General features: G+C 62.0%; 13 protein-coding genes. All 13 read left to right on the forward strand.

Going from position 1 to position 16,626, the window contains the following annotated elements:
* The first annotated feature begins 101 nt into the window (after positions 1 to 101).
* Positions 102 to 2,735 (forward strand): TonB-dependent receptor plug domain-containing protein, encoded by a 2,634-nt coding sequence (locus tag H0274_RS11755; protein WP_226795623.1) that lies wholly within the window; start codon positions 102 to 104, stop codon positions 2,733 to 2,735.
* 49 nt (positions 2,736 to 2,784) lie between these two features.
* On the forward strand, positions 2,785 to 3,873 hold the full coding sequence (locus H0274_RS11760; protein ID WP_226795624.1) for a CapA family protein: 1,089 nt from the start codon (positions 2,785 to 2,787) through the stop codon (positions 3,871 to 3,873).
* Positions 3,874 to 3,875: 2 nt separating this feature from the next.
* Positions 3,876 to 4,322, forward strand: a complete 447-nt coding sequence (locus tag H0274_RS11765) for a TRAP transporter small permease subunit (RefSeq protein WP_226795625.1) — start codon at positions 3,876 to 3,878, stop codon at positions 4,320 to 4,322.
* Positions 4,319 to 5,626, forward strand: a complete 1,308-nt coding sequence (locus H0274_RS11770) for a TRAP transporter large permease (protein WP_226795626.1) — start codon at positions 4,319 to 4,321, stop codon at positions 5,624 to 5,626. The genes H0274_RS11765 and H0274_RS11770 overlap by 4 nt, the downstream gene beginning before the upstream one ends.
* A gap of 3 nt (positions 5,627 to 5,629) precedes the next feature.
* On the forward strand, positions 5,630 to 6,508 hold the full coding sequence (locus H0274_RS11775) for a hypothetical protein (protein ID WP_226795627.1): 879 nt from the start codon (positions 5,630 to 5,632) through the stop codon (positions 6,506 to 6,508).
* Positions 6,505 to 8,598, forward strand: coding sequence for a CaiB/BaiF CoA-transferase family protein (locus tag H0274_RS11780; protein ID WP_226795628.1), 2,094 nt, complete (start codon positions 6,505 to 6,507; stop codon positions 8,596 to 8,598). The genes H0274_RS11775 and H0274_RS11780 overlap by 4 nt, the downstream gene beginning before the upstream one ends.
* Positions 8,595 to 9,881 (forward strand): 2-hydroxyacyl-CoA dehydratase subunit D, encoded by a 1,287-nt coding sequence (locus H0274_RS11785; protein WP_226795629.1) that lies wholly within the window; start codon positions 8,595 to 8,597, stop codon positions 9,879 to 9,881. The genes H0274_RS11780 and H0274_RS11785 overlap by 4 nt, the downstream gene beginning before the upstream one ends.
* 62 nt (positions 9,882 to 9,943) lie before the next feature.
* Positions 9,944 to 10,906, forward strand: a complete 963-nt coding sequence (gene dctP, locus H0274_RS11790; protein ID WP_226795630.1) for a TRAP transporter substrate-binding protein DctP — start codon at positions 9,944 to 9,946, stop codon at positions 10,904 to 10,906.
* On the forward strand, positions 10,903 to 12,063 hold the full coding sequence (locus H0274_RS11795; RefSeq protein ID WP_319018242.1) for a CaiB/BaiF CoA transferase family protein: 1,161 nt from the start codon (positions 10,903 to 10,905) through the stop codon (positions 12,061 to 12,063). Before dctP ends, H0274_RS11795 begins: the two co-directional genes overlap by 4 nt.
* A 47-nt stretch (positions 12,064 to 12,110) precedes the next feature.
* Complete coding sequence (locus tag H0274_RS11800; RefSeq protein ID WP_226795631.1) at positions 12,111 to 13,700, forward strand: hypothetical protein; 1,590 nt, start codon at positions 12,111 to 12,113, stop codon at positions 13,698 to 13,700.
* Between the two features lie 20 nt (positions 13,701 to 13,720).
* Positions 13,721 to 14,476, forward strand: coding sequence for a hypothetical protein (locus H0274_RS11805; protein ID WP_226795632.1), 756 nt, complete (start codon positions 13,721 to 13,723; stop codon positions 14,474 to 14,476).
* 17 nt (positions 14,477 to 14,493) lie between these two features.
* Entirely contained in the window at positions 14,494 to 15,480 is a 987-nt protein-coding gene (locus H0274_RS11810) for an alpha/beta hydrolase (protein WP_226795633.1), read from the forward strand.
* Between the two features lie 332 nt (positions 15,481 to 15,812).
* On the forward strand, positions 15,813 to 16,604 hold the full coding sequence (locus H0274_RS11815; RefSeq protein ID WP_226795634.1) for a CmcJ/NvfI family oxidoreductase: 792 nt from the start codon (positions 15,813 to 15,815) through the stop codon (positions 16,602 to 16,604).
* The last annotated feature ends 22 nt before the right edge of the window (positions 16,605 to 16,626 follow it).

Raw genomic sequence — 16,626 nt, forward strand, 5'->3', positions numbered from 1 at the left:
GGCAAAAGCTGCCGGGAGTTGGCGAGAGATACTGGGAGGGAATGACAATGAGGAAATCTGGAATAAATCCTGCCTCGCGCCTTTTGCGAGGCGCGTCCTGCGTGGCGATCGGCCTGTTCGGCCTTGCCGCAGCGCATCCGGCCATCGCGCAGGATAGCGAAGGGCCCGCAGCCGAAGGTGGCGCGATCATCGTTACCGGTAGCCGCATCCAGGGCGTTGCCCCGGTCGGCGCGACTGTGACCACTCTCGGCCGGGCCGAGATCGAGCAGGCAGGAACCATCACGGTCGACCGCATGATCAAGGAACTGCCACAGGTCTTCGACCTCGGCATTTCGGAGAACTCACGTGCACAGGCCGGCGGGAACGGCAATGCGACCTGGGGCAATTCGATTAACCTGCGTGGTCTCGGGCCGTTCTCGACCCTGATCATCACCGATGGTCATCGCATGGTCAGCAATGGCCGCGCGATCGATCCTTCGGTTCTGCCTTCACTGGGTGTGGAGCGGGTGGAAGTTATCGCGGACGGCGCATCGGCGATCTATGGCTCGGACGCGATCGCCGGTGTGGTCAACCTCATCCCCCGTCGAAACCTCGATGGCGGCGAGGCGTTCGCCCGCTATGGTACGGCGGAAGACGGCGCCTATTGGGAATGGAACGCGGGCCTCGCCCTGGGCAAGGTCTGGGATCGCGGCCAGGTCATGATCGCTTACGAACATGCCAAGCGTTCCAACCTCTCGGGCGAGGATCGAGATTTCTATGTCAGCGACCAGACGCCCTTTGGCGGCAAGGACTATCGCACCAGACAGTGCGCGCCCGGCACTATCATCGCGGGCGGTGTGTCCTATGCCATGCCGGCCGAGCTTACCCCGGCTAATGCGGCCAGCCTCGTTCCGGGAACGCGCAACCTTTGCGAAAGCCTGATTGGCGGAGACCTCTCGCCGGAAAGCGAATATGATTCCGTGAACGGCACGGCCAGCTGGCAAGTGCTGGACAATGTCGAACTGCTGTTTGACGGCTTCTATTCCCATCGCGAATTCTCGCGCATTCCGGGCGCGCTGACTTTCGACCTGACGGTGCCCAATACCAACGCGTTCTATGTCGCGCCGCCGGGATTTGCGGGCAACAGCTACACCATTGCCTATAGCTTCGAGAACGACATCGCTCCTGACGTTTACTCCGGCGAGACGACCAGTTGGCAGGTCACGCCCGGGATCAAGATCAAGCTGCCGCATGAGTGGCAGCTCCAGGGCATTGTCGGCTTCGGCAAGACCGATGACGATGCGGCGTCCTATCTGGGGCTTGATCGTACCGCGCTGACTGCGGCACTGGCCAGCAGCGATCCGAACAAGGCGTTCGATCCCTATGGCCTCGGTCGCACCAATCCCGCGGTGCTGAAGGACATCTTCGACGTTCCCGCCTATTTCCCGACCAAGGCCGAACTGACGACCTATCAGGCCAATGCCAATGGGCCGCTCTTTTCGCTTCCGGGCGGGGAAGTGAAGCTGGCCGTAGGCTATGAGCGGCAAGAGTTCGAAATGCAGCTCAGCCGTGATTATGTGACGTGGAACATCTACAACCGCGCCGTGGATTCGGTTTACGCCGAACTGTTCCTGCCGCTGTTCGGGCCGGGCAACGCTACGCCCGGCTTTGAAGAGTTGGTGATCAATGCCGCGGTGCGCCACGATGCCTACAGCGATGTAGGCGGGACCACCAATCCCAAGTTCGGCGTTAACTGGACGCCGGTGGAGGGGGTGAAGCTGCGCGGCACTTACGGCACTTCGTTCCGCGCGCCGAGCTTCCCGGAAATTTACGGCAACAGCACCTTCCTTTACGGTCAGGCTTACACCAACCCGTCGGGCACGCCGGCTACGGTGCTTGGATATACCTACGGCTCCGGCCCCAATCTCGATCTCGGCCCGGAAACCTCCACGACCTGGACCGTCGGCGCGGATTTCGAACCCACGCAGGATCTGCGGGTTTCGCTGACCTATTTCGACATCGCTTATGACAATCAGATCGTCGGGCTGCTGTCCAACCTCGCCGTGCTGTCGCTGGAAGACCAATATGCTGGCACCGGCGTGATCCTGCGAGGTCAGGCGGCGAAGGACCGGATCGAGCAACTGATTGCCGCAGGCGTCGTCGTCCGGCCGATCGCGGGTGTTTACACTGATGCGACGCCCATCTCCGATTACATCTTCGTCGACGGCCGCAGCCTCAATCTGGGCCGGTCGCAGATGAGCGGCATAGACTTCAACGTCAGCTATTTCCTCAACCTGGGAACCGATGACAGCCTGACCTTCCAGGCGAACGGCACCTACCTCACGGAATATAAGGTGGCGGTTTCATCGGCGGGCAAATTGCTCGATCTCAAGAACGAGATTTTCCAGCCGCTGACCTTCAAGGCGCGCGCCTCGGTTTCGTGGGAACACGGGCCAGTGACCACGAGACTGCAGGCAACCCATGTCGGCGGATACGAGAACACAGCGATTACGCCGTCCGAGAAGGTGAATTCCTACACGCCTGTCGACCTGTCGGTTACGTGGCGGGTTGGCGAGAGCTTTGAGGGCGATGCCTTCAAAGGGCTGACCCTGTCGGGAGAAGTCCGCAACCTGTTCAATGTCGATCCGCCTTACGTCAATCTGGCCAAGTCGGCGAATGGCGGCGGCGGCTTCGACCCTACGGCCGCAAATCCGATCGGGCGCCTGTTCGCCCTTAGCCTGCGCAAGCAGTTCTAAGCGGAACGGAGTAAGGTACATTCGCGATCCGGCTGATAGGCTCAGCATAGTGTTCACCGGCGATCTGGTTCTCGATGAACCGGACGCCGGGCACTGGCTGGCAGGCATCGCCCCGCTGCTGCGCGATGCCGACATGGCGATAGGCCACCTGGAAGTGCCGCATACGCGCAGCACTTTCGAATATGGCGGGGATGTTCCGGCGCCGGGTGCGCCGCTGGAAAACCTTGCGGCGTTGGCCGAGGCAGGTTTCACGGCGGTCAGTCTGGCGGGCAATCACATTGGCGATTGCGGAGCAGAGGGAATCTCGGACACTATTGCAGAACTCGACCGGCTCGGCATCCGCCATGCCGGGGCCGGGAGGACTCTCGGTGAGGCACGCCGCGCGGCGATGCTGTCGGCGAAGGGCCGCAATGTCGCGTTGCTGAGCTATAATTGTGTGGGGCCGGAAGCGACATGGGCAAGGCACGACCGCGCCGGTTGTGCCTATCTGCCATTGCTCACCACGGACGGGTCGCCAGTCGCGCCTGCTGCTCCGCTCGAGAGTATTGCACCCCAAGCTTACGAGATCCTGGCCAACGATATCGCCGCAATCCGCCAGGAGGCGGATTTCGTAATCGTCGCCCTGCATAAGGGCATTGTGCACCGCCCGGCAGTACTCGCCCCCTATGAACGGCCTCTGGCCCGTGCGGCCATCGATCACGGGGCGGACCTTGTAATTGGCCATCATGCCCATATCGCGCGCGGGATCGAGTTCCATAAGGGACGCCCGATCTTTCACGGAATGGGCAATGGCTGCGTGGTCACTCGCGCCCTTTCGCCGGATCAGGACCATCCTTTGCGCCGCAAATGGGCGCAAAGGCGCAAGGCCCTGTTCGGCTTCGAGCCTGATCCGGACTATCCGCTCGCCCCCTTTCATCCTGAAGCGGTGAATGCCTTCGTCGGCTCTGTGACGCTGGATGCGGCTGGGGTGGTTCAGACTGGGATCGTGCCGGTTTTTGTCGAGCCCCCCGGTCGACCTGTCCGGGCCGATGGGACCAGAGCGCAGACGATCACCCGCTATATGGAAGACATCACCACACGCGCAGGCTTGCCTCCCATCCATATTGCGCCGGACGGACAAGTCCTGGAGGAAGTGTGACCATGATGCAGAGGGTGCTGATCTGGCTGGGCGGGGTGGCCCTGCTGGCTGCTACGGCGGTCGATACGTTTTCCGTGATCGGGCGCCATGTCGGCCGGCCGTTCACGGGTTCGATCGAACTGATGCAACCGTTCGTGCTGGTTTCCGGTGCGGTTGGCATCGTTGTGGCCACGCTCTTTTCCTCCCATGCGCGCGTGAAGCTGCTGATCGACCGGCTGGGGCCCGAAATGCGGTCGGTCGCCGACCGGTTTTCGGACTTGCTCAGCTTCCTGTTCTTCCTCGCGCTGCTGGCCGGCTCTGTCTGGATCGCCGTGGATTTGTGGCACGGTTATGAGCGTAGCGAAGTGCTGGGCGTGCCTTGGCGCTGGATGCGCCTGTTCGCAATTACCTGCCTCCTCATGGCTGCGCTGGTCGCACTGGCGCGCCTGTTCGGGAGGCGGGCGCGATGATGGCTACAGCCGGAACTGGCCTTGCTGGAATTGTGATCCTGCTGTTCCTGCTCCTCGCAGGGGGAAGGATCGGTGTTGCGCTCGGGCTCGTTGGACTGGGCGGGCTGGCCCTTTTGATCGGGCCGGAAGCGGCTCTGATCAAGAGCGGCGTGATCGTGATCGATACGCTGACCCGTTATGAACTCGGAACGCTGCCCCTGTTCCTGTTCATGGCGCATATCTTCTTCTCGATCGACGCCAGCCGGGACCTGTTCGACGCCGCGGCCAAGATGGTGGGTCATCGCCGGGGCGGGCTGGCTTATGCCTCCATCGCAGGTTGTGCGGGCTTTGGCACGATCAATGGTTCCAGTCTTGCCACCACAGCCACCGTCGGCCTTGTTGCCCTGCCGGAAATGCGGCGGCGCGGATATGATGATGCGCTTGCCACTGGCACGATTGCCGCAGGCGGCACCCTCGGGCAGATGATCCCGCCATCCGGCGCGCTGATCGTGTTTGGCATCATCGCAGAGACATCGATCGGAGACCTGTTCACGGCGGCGATCATTCCCGGCATTACCCAGGCATTGTTCTATGCGCTTGTGGTGTTCCTGCTTGTTCGGCGCAGGCCCGACCTTGCCCCTGCCGGGCCGCGCGTGCCCTGGGCTGAGCGCATCCCCGCGCTGGCGCGAATCTGGGAAATCGCGCTGCTGGTCCTGCTCGTGATCGGCGGGATCGCGCTGGGCTGGGTAAGCCCTTCGGAAGCGGCCGCGATTGGTGCAGCGGGCGCGCTGGCAATCGCGATGCTGCGGCGCAAGCTCGGCAGCAAGGCCCTCTATTGCGCATTTGAGGAGACGTTGCGCACCAGCGGCATGATCTATCTGATCATCATCGGTGCGCTGATCTTTTCCGCCTTTGTCGGCGTTACCGGCCTTGCCGACGCGGCGGGCAGTCTGATTGACGGGCTTGGCCTGGGCAGGATCGGCACGCTTGTGCTGCTGGCGCTGTTCCTGCTGGCCCTCGGCTCCGTGCTGGACGGTCTGGCGCTGATGCTGCTGACTACGCCGATCCTGTTGCCCATCGTGGAAGCCACGGGACTTTCGGCAATCTGGTTCGGCATTTTCATTACCCGTGCGATGGAGATCGGCTTTGTCCATCCCCCGCTGGGTATGAATCTCTTCGTGATCCAGGGCGTGGCTAAGGATGTCTCCATCGGCCGGGTCTTCAGGGGGGTTACGCCCTTTCTCGCCAGCGATTTCGTCCATCTGCTGCTGCTCATACTTTTCCCGGCCATGGCCCTGTGGCTGCCGGGCCTGTTTGGAGTCTGACCTGTGATTGCCTCGATAGGGCCTCTCCTTCCGCTCGAAATCCTTGAAGCCACCGGGCGTTATGCCGGGCCACTGCTCGCCGATTTCGATGCCCCCACGCCGGTGGCGAGACGCTGGCTGGAAAGCAAGTTCGCGCCATGGGCGCCCTGCGTGCTCGAACGCTGGGCCGCGGGTGCTTATGACGGGATCGAGACTGCGGTATTTTCCCGTGCGGACGATACGGCCCAGCGCCTTTATTATTACATCTGCGAACTTCGGCGGCGGGGCCATATCAAGGGGCCCGAGCCGGTGATTTTCGACCTCGCCCAGATTCCCCGGCAGAGCAGCCTCGATCGGACAATCGCCCAGGTCCGGTCGCTCGCCGACCGCCTTGGTGTGGACGACGCCGCACTGGGCAATGCCATCGAGGTGTCCAACCAGGGCCGCTCGACGATCGTTGAGCCACCCGTTGGGCTGAACTGTCTATTGGCTGGAACACCCACACCCGATGGCCGCCTTGGCGATGCAGTGAGAAGGGCGGGCTTTGTTCCGCACGGCGTCACGCTGGAAGAGGAATGGAGCGATCCGGGGCCGCAGGTCGACCTTTCGTGCAGTACTCCGGTTGAGGCGCTTGGCCGGCAATTGCACGGGCGTACGGCCGGTCCGCGCAGCTTTGCCGATCCTGCGGAGCTGATGGCTGCGAAGGTCCGTGCCGCAGGAGCCAGCGCGGTAGTGCTGTGGAGGATCGAGGAGGACGAGGCCTATGCCTGGCACCTTCCTGCCGAACGGCGCGCACTGGAAGAGCTTGGCGTCCCACATCTGGTGATGACGCGGCGCGATTGGCTGGGCCGTGACGGTGCCCCTGATGAAATCCGGAAATTCCTTGAAGGAGTGAAACCATGAAGCCGCTGGCCGGTCATCGCTATGTTGCCCTCGGCGGCATGGAACGGCGCCCGCTGGCCCGGTTCCTGCGCTCCCTCGGCGCCGCGCCAGTCGATGATTTGTCGGCGGCATCCTTCGTGATCGATGATCTCGGTCTGGAAGCTGTCGCGGGGCTCGGTTTACCGGAACATGCCGTGCATGTTTCCGTCACGACCTTCGGCTCGGGCGGTCCGCGTTCGCATTGGCGCGGGGGTGAACTGGTCGCATCCGCCATGGGCGGCGCGCTGCGGCTCACAGGGGAGCCGGGCGAGAAGCCGGTCAAGGAAGCAGGCGATGCCTGCATCTTCCATGCCGATATGGTTGCCGCCGCCGGTGCCATGGCCGCGCATTATGCGCGGGGGACGCATGGCAAAGGCCAGCATGTCGATGTCTCGGTCCAGCAGGTCGCAATGAGCCGCAACGTCAATGGCGTGCTCGTGTGGCAGTTTGACCGGCGCAAGCTCGACCGGGCGGGAGGCTGCATTGCCTATGGCAAGGCAAAGGTGCGGGTGATCTGGAAACTGGCCGATGGCTGGTGCTTCCACGCCTTGATGACCGGGCGTTTGGGCGCGCCTGCGAACAAGGCCCTGTCTGACTGGATGGATGAGACCGGGTTCGACAATCCGATGCGTGGGGTGGACTGGCTGGCCTATAACCGATCCACTCTCCCGGCGGAGACGCGAGCCATATGGGAAGCTGCAATGGCGCATTTCTTTGCCTCGCGCAGCAAGTGCGAGATCGCGACCGAGGGGTTCAGGCGCGGGATCAATGCCTGTGTGGTGAACGAACCGGCTGACGTTCTGGACGATCCGCACCTGGCAGCTCGAGGCTTTTTCGACACGTCGAGCGGCCTGCCGGACAGGTTCATGAGCCTGCGTGAGGGCGGGGCGCCCGCCGTCCGGCAGGCGCCTGCCATTCGCACCGGAGGCCGTCCCGGCCCTCTGTCCGGGGTACGGGTTCTGGACTTCGCATGGGCGCTGGTGGGGTCCATCACTACCAAGACGCTGGGTGATCTCGGCGCGGAGATCGTGAAGGTTGAATCCCGCAGTCGCCCCGATCTTGCCCGGCTGGACGTTCAGGTTTCCGCGTCCGGCCCGACGAGCCTCGACGACAAGCCCTGGTTCGCCCATCTCAACACTTCAAAGCGCAGTCTGACGCTGGACTTGAAGCAGCCAGCATCCCGCGAAGTACTCGATCCACTGATCGAATGGGCCGATGTTGTGGTGGAGAATTTTTCACCCGGCACCATGGGCCGGCTCGGTCTCGACTACGAGCGGCTCGCGGCACGCAATCCCGGTATCGTGATGGTCTCGGGCAGTGTTTATGGCCAGACGGGCCCGCTCGCACAGGAATGGGGTGTCGACGGGACCGGCGGTGCGCTGTCCGGCAGGACTTATCTCACTGGCTATCCGGACCGCGATCCGGTGATTCCCGGCGCAGTGCCCTATGGCGACGTTATCGTGCCCTACGTCATGGCTGCCGGCGTCGCTGCCGCGTTGCAGCATCGGCGTGTTACCGGCAGGGGCTGCCATATCGATGCGGCGATGTACGAAATCTGCGTTCAGCAGATGCGTGATTATATTGCGGCGGCCAAGGCGGGCGAGCGCCCGCAGCGCAGCGGTAATGCCGATCCGGGCGTCTGGTTTCAGGACGTTTTTCCTGCCGCCGGAGACGAACGCTGGGTTGCAATAAGCGTGGCGAGCGAGGCTGAGATGGCGCGGCTCAAAGCGATCACCGGAGAGGACATCGCTGCCTGGACATCGGTCCGAGAGGATGTTGCCATTGCAGAAAAGCTTCAGCGCGAAGGTTTCGCTGCTGGCGTCCTTCAGGACTGCGAGGACCTGCTGGAGTGGGACCCGCAGATTGCAGCACGCAGGGCGCTGGCGATGTTGGACCATCCGTTGCTCGGTGCATTCGGCCACATGGCGACCCCTTTGCGCTTTTCCGTCAATTCCTTCGAACCCTTCCGGGCACCGTTGATGGGGGAACATTCCCATGAGGTTGCCCGCATGATCTGCGGCCTGAGCGAGGACCGTATCGCACAGCTCGAGGCCCAGGGAGTCTTCCGGTGAATTCTTCAGAAAACCAGCGGAGCCGCAAGACGCTGGCCTGCACGGCCGAGGCAACGGCATTCCAGAAGCGCTTTGGACAGGATCTGCGCCGTCGCGTGATCGACGAGGGCGAGCCCTTCGCTATCGTCCAGGCCGATACGCCCCACGAGATTTTTCACGCGATGGATATTCCGATCATCACGAACCAGTGGTGGTCCGCCTATATCTCCGCAAAGCAGCTCTCCTCCCGTTATTTCGATGCGATGGTGGAAGCGGGGTATCCGGCCAACAGCTGCAAATATTGCTCGCTTGGCCTTGCCTGCACTCTGGCGAATGAGCCCGAAACCGCGCCTTGGGGCGGCTTGCCGACGCCGACGGTGCTGGTCGCGCGGCTTACCTGTGACTGTATCCAGCAGGTGTTCGGCCAATGGTCCCAGGCTCTGGGCAGCGAGTTCTTCCCGATAGAAGCACCGGCCTGGGAAGACAAGGACCCGGACTGGTTCGCTCATTCGAAATCCGATTGGGAGCGGGTGTACCAGCCAGACCGGATTGCGCAGATGGTCCGCGAAATGCGGGACCTGATCTCGCTGCTGGAAAACCGCACGGGGCGCAAGTTCGAAGAGGCCCGCCTCCATCATCTGATGGAGCAGATCAACGTCCAGGAGGGCTTCATCTGGGAGGCAGCTCAGGCGATCGGAGCAGCCCGGCCGTGCCCGGTCTCCATCGCCGAGCAGATGCCAAATACGATGATCCCGCAATGGCATCGCGGTTCCGACTGGGCCGTGGCCCATGCCAGAAAGTTCCGCGACGAGGTTCTGGAACGCATCGCCGAGGGCAAGGGCGCAGCCAGCAACGAGAAGCTGCGTCTGATGTGGATCGGCGCGGGCGTATGGCACGATCCCGGCTTCTACCAGTCAATGGAAGAGAGCCTGGGCGCCGTGTTCGTCTGGTCGATGTACATGCCCTTTGCCGGGCCGGCCTATATTCGCGACATCAAGGGCAAGCCGATGGAGGCATTGGCGAGCCGCGTGGCCTCGATGAACGAGACATTGCATCTGCCGCCTTGGATGAATGGCTGGATGACGGCGGAGGCGGCACGCTGCGGCATCGATGCCGCAGTAATGCTGTTGCCGCCCGACAACCGCCTTTCCCAATCCGGCACCAAGCTGACCGCCATCGCGCTGGAGGCCGCCGGGGTTCCCGTGTTGATGATCGACGCGGACATGGTGGACGCGAAAATCTGGGACCATGACCGGATGGTGGCGATGGTTTCCGGATTTCTGGCCGAAAGGGGGCTGGCTTGAGGCCGTTTTTTCTCCTCTTTCTGTTGCTGCTCTCTGCCTGTTCGCGGCCCTTGCCGCCGGGTGTGACGGAGCTGACCTATGCTACGCCCTATCCTCCGTCGCACCCCTTCAGCCGCGCCGACCAGCGCTGGATCGATTTTGTGGAGCAGCGTTCTGCCGGCAGGCTGGTGATCAGGCCGATCTGGTCTGGCGCGCTGCTCTCGGCCGATATGTCGATGGAGGAATTGCGGCACGGAGTGGCCGATATCGGGTTGATCACCCCGATCTATACGCGGGGAGGGGCCCATTTGATCCGGGTCCAGTCGGGTTTCTACAGTGGGGCGGATTCAATCGAGTCCCAACTGGCACTGTATCGCTGCCTCGAACGCGACGTGCCTGAAATCGGCAAGGAACTGGCCGGCCTCAAGATTCTGGCGGTGCAGGGGGGATTGCTGCCGGGAATCGTGACGCGCAACAGGCCGATCAGGAGCCTCGCAGACTTGCAGGGCCTGCGTATTCGTGCGCCCACCGAACTGCTGCCGGTTCTGCGCAATCTCGGGGCCGATCCGGTCAACATGCCGATGGGCGAGGTCTATTCGGCCATGGCGAAGGGGGTGATCGACGGTGTCATCGCTCCGCCCGATACGTTCCGTGCTCTTCATCTCGCGGAAGTGGGGAAGTATTATTACGAGTTGAAAGTTCCGCGCGGTGCCTATCCTGCTCGCGCCATGGGTTTGGACCGGTGGAACGCGCTTGCCCCTGAACTGCGTTCGATCCTTCAGGAAAGTACCGCGGTGTGGGAAGCGGCGCTGGCCGATGAGATACGCATTTCAGAACAGGTCGGCAGGGATGCAGCGGCAGGGCGCGTTGTCATGTCGCCTGCCTCTCGGAGCGACCAGGCCCGTTTTGACGCGATCTATTTGCGCGATGCTGAAGCTAATGCGCGCAGCCTGGAAAAATTCGCAATCAATGGATCGACCGCCTTCGCGGTTGCACGTCGCAGCCTGGTCGGTCGCGACAAGGTAGCATGTAGGGGAACCCAGTGACACAGCCGCTTGCAGGTATCAGAGTGGCCGATTTCAGCCATGTTATGGCGGGGCCATTTGCTTCGCACATGCTGCGTTTGATGGGTGCGGAGGTGATCAAGATCGAATCCCGCGCCGGCGACCAGTTTCGCAATTACGGGGCCGATCGCCGCTATGACGGGATGAGCCCGGCATTCATCGCGGCCAATGTCGGCAAGAAATCCATCGCGCTGAATCTCAAGGACCCGGCCGATCTGGAAATTGCGCGCGAAATTGTTTCTCGTTCCGATGTGTTTCTCGAGAACTTTCGGCCCGGCGTGATCTCGCGCCTCGGCCTCGGCTACGATGTCGTGCGCGAGGACAATCCCGGCATCGTCTATTGTTCAGTGTCGGGATATGGCCAGAACAGCCCCCAGCGGGACTGGCCTGCAATCGACAATATCGTGCAGGCGACGAGCGGGATGATGATGCTGAGCGGCGGGGAGGGCGATCCTCCGGTTCGGATCGGCTTCCCGATTGTCGACACGCTGACCGGCCAGACCGCAGCAGTCGCCATTCTTGGTGCGTTGCTTCAGAGGGAGCGGACCGGCGAGGGCGCCTATATCGACGTCTCCATGCTGGAGGCGAGCCTTGCCTTCATGACTTCCGCGCTCACGCCGTTCCTGACGACGGGCAAGACGATGAAGCGCCTTGGCAATACGGGCTATAGCGGGTTGCCCACCGCCGCATTGTTCGAGACGCGCGATCAACGGCATATCTCGCTCGGCGTAGTCCAGGCCAACCAGTTCGAGGCGCTGGCTCGACATCTGGGGCGCGATGAATGGCTGACCGATCCCCGCTTTGCCACGCCGGACGACAGGCGCGCCAATTTCAAGGAAATGTACGCGGCCCTGCAGGCTGTTTTCCTCACGCGCGACGCGGATGAATGGGAGCGGGAACTTAACGCTGCCAGCATACCATGCGGCAAGATCCGTCGCGTGAGCGAGGCTGCCGAATTGTGCAGCAAGGATGCGCTGCTGAAGGTCGAGATGGAGGGCTTTCCCGATCTGGGAGAGATCGCCATTCCGAATATCGGTTTTCGCATGTCTCCGGGCGAGAAGACCACGATCGAACCCCCTCCGCGCATTGATCAACATCGGGCGGAAATTCTCGCCTGGCTGGCCGAGAAAGAGCGGTGAGAACGGGCGCCAAAGGCGGATTGAACAGACAAGAAATCGAGATGGGGATGTCGATGCAGCAAAATGGGGAAGCAAACGCCAATACAGGCCGGGCTGGACGGGTTGTCCTGACTGCCGCCTTGGCACTGCTCGCGATCAGCGTGGCGACGAGTGGCAGAACCCAGGAACATGCAGGGGAGAAGCCACGCTGGTGGAGCCCCGGCGATGGGGCCACGCTGCCTGAGCTAGCAGTCTATCCCAATGCCAGCGGGCATTTGGGTATCCTCAATGCGGGCGGCCCGGTGGATACCAGGGGGCACCCGTTCTTCGAGCCCATTGGCACCAATGGCAGAGCCTGTGTCAGTTGCCATCAGCCGAGCGACGGGATGAGCCTGTCGGTGCAGTCCATCCGCGAACGTTGGGAAGAGACTCAGGGCGCCGACCCGATCTTTGCGATGGTGGACGGCGCAAATTGTCCCAACTTGCCGAAAGACGATCCCGCTTCACATTCCCTGCTGCTCCGTCGCGGCCTGTTCCGGATCGCCATTCCGTGGCCTCCACGCGGGGCTGATGGAAAGCCGTTCGAGCCGGAGTTCGATATCGAGGTCGTCCGCGATCCGGGCGGATGCAACACCGATCCGGTTTATGGGCTGAACAGTCCTAATCCGACCATTTCGGTCTATCGCCGTCCCCGGGTGGTGGCGAATATGGAATATGTCGTTCACCAGAATTTCGGAGTGAGCCCGTTTGTGGGCAAGACCGGCGAACCTGCTCTCAGAGATCCCGAAACGGGCAAGCCGCTCAACATGAACATGATGGCCGATGCCCGCGTTGTGACGCTCAAGAGCCAGATGAACGATGCAGCGCGCAGCCATCTCGAGTTCGCAGGCAGGCTGACCCCGCAGCAGGTTGCACGGATCGAGGCATTCGAGCGTCAGGTATATGCCGCGCAGGTCGATATGGGAGCAGGGGGCAGTCTTGTCGAGCAAGACGGACCGCCCGGCCTTGGGCCCTACAATCTGCTGCATGGTGCGCGCGGGGTATTGGGCAACAACACGACCCGCTGGGTCATTCCGATGGGCGACGCGTGGCAGTCTGCCAAACCGGACGAAACGGCCGAAACGCGCAGGATGCGGGAGTCGATCCTGCGTGGGCAACAGATTTTCCACTTCCGCACCTTCTGGATACGGGATTCAATGCACCTCAACACGGTGGGGCTCGGCAATCCGACCAAGCGGACCTGCGCCACATGCCACGGCATGCACATGACCGGGCTCGATACGGTCAATGGCTGGATGGATATTGGCACTACGAACCTGCCCTGGGCGAAGGAAGCACCCCGCAACCCCTGGCAGACCGAGGACGAGTTGATGCCGCTGTTCAAGATCACTTGTCGGCGCAGTGCGCATCCGCATCCCTATCTCGGGCGCGTGATCTACACTCAGGATCCAGGTCGAGCGTTGATTTCCGGACGGTGCAACGATGTTGGCACTATCGTGATGCAGCAATTCCGGGGGCTGGCGGCGCGGGCGCCCTATTTTTCGAATGGTTCCGCCGGTTCGATCAGGGAACTGATCGACTTTTACGATCGCCGTTACAACATCCAGTACAGCGATCAGGAAAAGATCGATCTCGGCAATTTCCTGGCTGCCTTGTGAGGAGGGGCGAGATTATGCGCATGTTCTCTGTATCCGCCGTACTGGCCTTGCTGGCGGCAGGGCCGCTTCAGGCAGAAGAACAGGGGCGGCTGGCATTCGTCGCCTGTCCAATTGTGCAGGACACGCCCACAGTGCCCTGCTGGCTCGTGGAGTATCAGGGCAAGACCTATTACATGGGCATCCAGACCGACGTCTCGGCGCCGTTTAATCCGCCCTCGCTTGGCCATAAGGTACTTGTGGAGGGCACTCCGACGGATCGCGAGATATGCGGAGCGCAGGTGATCGAGCCGATCCGGATTTCCATTATACCCGAGCTTTCGCCTGAATGTGACGAATTGCGAATGGCCAGGCCGGGTGTCGACCTTGGCTTCGATCCGCCCCGTCCGCCGGGACCCAGCCGGGGCCGTCTGGCGTTCGACTATCTTGACCCGCCGCCCGTGCCGCAGGCACCTTTCGCAGTCAGAAACTTCACCGTCGACTACGATTTCGAGGGGATGGTCGGTTTTCGCACGCCGCGTATCCTGCAACCGGCACTGGAATATGCCCAGCAGAGCAAGGCTTCGCGGCTGGAAGTCACTGGCTTCCGTGGCGCAACGCGGTTGAGTGACGGAAAACTGCTGGAAGAACACGCCGGTATTGCACGGGAACGGGCCGAAGAGATCGTACGGATGTTTCGTGGCGCAGGGTTGGACACGGAGTTCGTAATCCGCGCGGGCGACGAAGCGATCGAGGGTGGCCCCGAGAATCGGAAGGTGGATATCAGGATCGTGCCCTGACACTGGGAGAAAAGTCGATGATCTTGCAGATGCCCTTTGCGAAGTGGACCGGGCTGATGTGTGGGATTTTGTGCCTCGGCGCGTCTGCCCCAGCGGCGGCGCAGGCACAAGGTGCACCCGATCCGGAAGCCTTCCGGCGCCAGCAGGATGAGCTCAACAAGGTACCCGACACGGCAGGCGACGGTCCTTTTCCCGCGATCATCGAGACCGATCCTGGTCTGCCAGACCATGTGATTTACCGCCCGGAAGACCTTTCTTCTTTCGGTGGCGGGAAGCTGCCGGTGCTTGTCTGGGGAAATGGCGGCTGCGCTGATGATGGGACGGCCCATCGTCTTCACCTCGCCCAGATAGCATCCTACGGCTATCTGGTTGTGGCAGTCGGAGAATGGCGCAGCGGGCCGGGGGCGACCGCGCCGCGCGCGCCGCAACGAATGCCTGCGGGCGGAGGCCTGCCGCCTGCCGCGACAAGTGCGGCGGACGTCAAGGCGGGGCTCGACTGGGCGCTGGCCGAAGATGCCCGGGCCGGCAGCCGGTTCCGCGGCCGGATCGCGCGCGACGCGCTTGCGGTCGCGGGCCATTCCTGCGGAGGATTGCAGGCGCTTCAGGTGGCCGCCGACCCCCGGATCAGGACGGTGTTGATCCACAATAGCGGGGTATATAACAGCGGCGCCAGCGCGATCCCGGGCATCACCGTGTCAAAGGAGACGCTCGAAGATCTGCACACGCCGGTCATTTATATATTGGGCGGACCGACGGACATTGCTTATCCTAACGGTACGGACGATTTCGTCCGGCTGCACAAGGTTCCGGCCGTACTTGCCAATCTTCCAGTCGGTCATGGGGGTACCTTTTCCCAGCCCATGGGCGGAGCTGTGGCCAGCGTGGCCGTTGACTGGCTGGAATGGCAACTGAAGGGGGACAACGTCGCTGCACGCACCTTCATAGGCGAAAATTGCCGTTTGTGTGCGGGATCGGACTGGACCATCGAGCGCAAGGGCTTCTGAACGCGCCAACTCATTAGGCAGATCCGTATGCGAGGTCAGTTATTTGTCATCTCAATAGCAAGGGTACTGTCAAGCCCGCGCTGTCAAAGCAGAACTATGCCTGTGCTGTTCGAGCGCGGGATTGAAATCTGTACGAGACCGTGAGGTCTGGTTGAACCGGATGGGCGATTTTTGCCACCAGCTTCGCAAGGTGAGGCATTTCGGCGGAAGCTTAAATCGCTTATTGCTAAAGTCAATAATATGGGGTTGAGAGGAGGAAATTGACAGAAAAATCGATGTTTATGTGAGGGATGACGGGGATGACGAGCGGGCACGCGGGAAAACGAACGATCTTGGCCGTTCTCAATTATCTCGGTCCGATGGACGAACGCCCGCAGAATTATCCGTCCGATCCTGCTCGTACAAAATTGAATCTGGTATCCCACTGCGTGCCTGTCGAGGATCTCAGCGGGGCCGTTGACGCAGCTCGTCTCGACCGGGAGGGCTTCGAACTTGTGGGCCATCGGACTTCGGTTTCCGATTTCAGGGTTCGGGATGAACGCGACCAGATCTATCGCAAAGAGATCGAGGAAATGATGCTGGCCGTGACCGGAGCTGCGAAAGTGGTGGTGGCCAATGGCTTGTTGCATCGTTTCGCCGAACGGGATGCGCGTTTCGGGGCGGCCGGGTCCACCACGCCTATCCGGATGATTCACGCCGATTATAGCCGGACATCGGGAAAACTGGCCGCCGATGCACTGCTCACGCCGGAGGAGCGGGGCCGTTATCGCCGCAGTGCAGGCTATAGCGTCTGGCGTGCGCTTTCGCCGCCACAGCAGGACGTCCCGCTGGCGGTATGCGATGCCCGAAGCGTAGAGGAGAGTGACTGGATTGGCGGCGACGTCGTTCTGCTTCCTCCGGGCCGCTCGCCGATCGAGTGGGAGGGATCTTTCTATCGTTATAATCCCGCCCATCGCTGGTGCTGGTTTTCGCAGATGAACCGGGATCAGGCGCTCGTTTTCAAGACACACGATACGGACGGAAGTCTGGCGGAACGCGCTGCCCATTCGGCATTCGATAATCCCAATGAAAATTGCATCCCGCGCGAGAGCGTTGATATTCGGGTGACGGCCTTTTTCGAGTGAGGTTTCCCGTCCGCGGCTTTGC

This window comes from Fulverythrobacter ferritrahens (assembly GCF_020539485.1).
Classification (GTDB): Bacteria; Pseudomonadota; Alphaproteobacteria; order Sphingomonadales; family Sphingomonadaceae; genus Andeanibacterium; species Andeanibacterium ferritrahens.

Excerpts from the sequence above, each read along its gene's own strand:
- H0274_RS11770 (WP_226795626.1), top strand. The coding sequence starts at position 4,319 with ATGATGGCTACAGCCGGAACTGGCCTTGCTGGAATTGTGATCCTGCTG.
- H0274_RS11765 (WP_226795625.1), top strand. The coding sequence starts at position 3,876 with ATGATGCAGAGGGTGCTGATCTGGCTGGGCGGGGTGGCCCTGCTGGCT.
- H0274_RS11805 (WP_226795632.1), top strand. The coding sequence starts at position 13,721 with ATGTTCTCTGTATCCGCCGTACTGGCCTTGCTGGCGGCAGGGCCGCTT.
- H0274_RS11810 (WP_226795633.1), top strand. The coding sequence starts at position 14,494 with ATGATCTTGCAGATGCCCTTTGCGAAGTGGACCGGGCTGATGTGTGGG.
- H0274_RS11780 (WP_226795628.1), top strand. The coding sequence starts at position 6,505 with ATGAAGCCGCTGGCCGGTCATCGCTATGTTGCCCTCGGCGGCATGGAA.
- H0274_RS11800 (WP_226795631.1), top strand. The coding sequence starts at position 12,111 with ATGTCGATGCAGCAAAATGGGGAAGCAAACGCCAATACAGGCCGGGCT.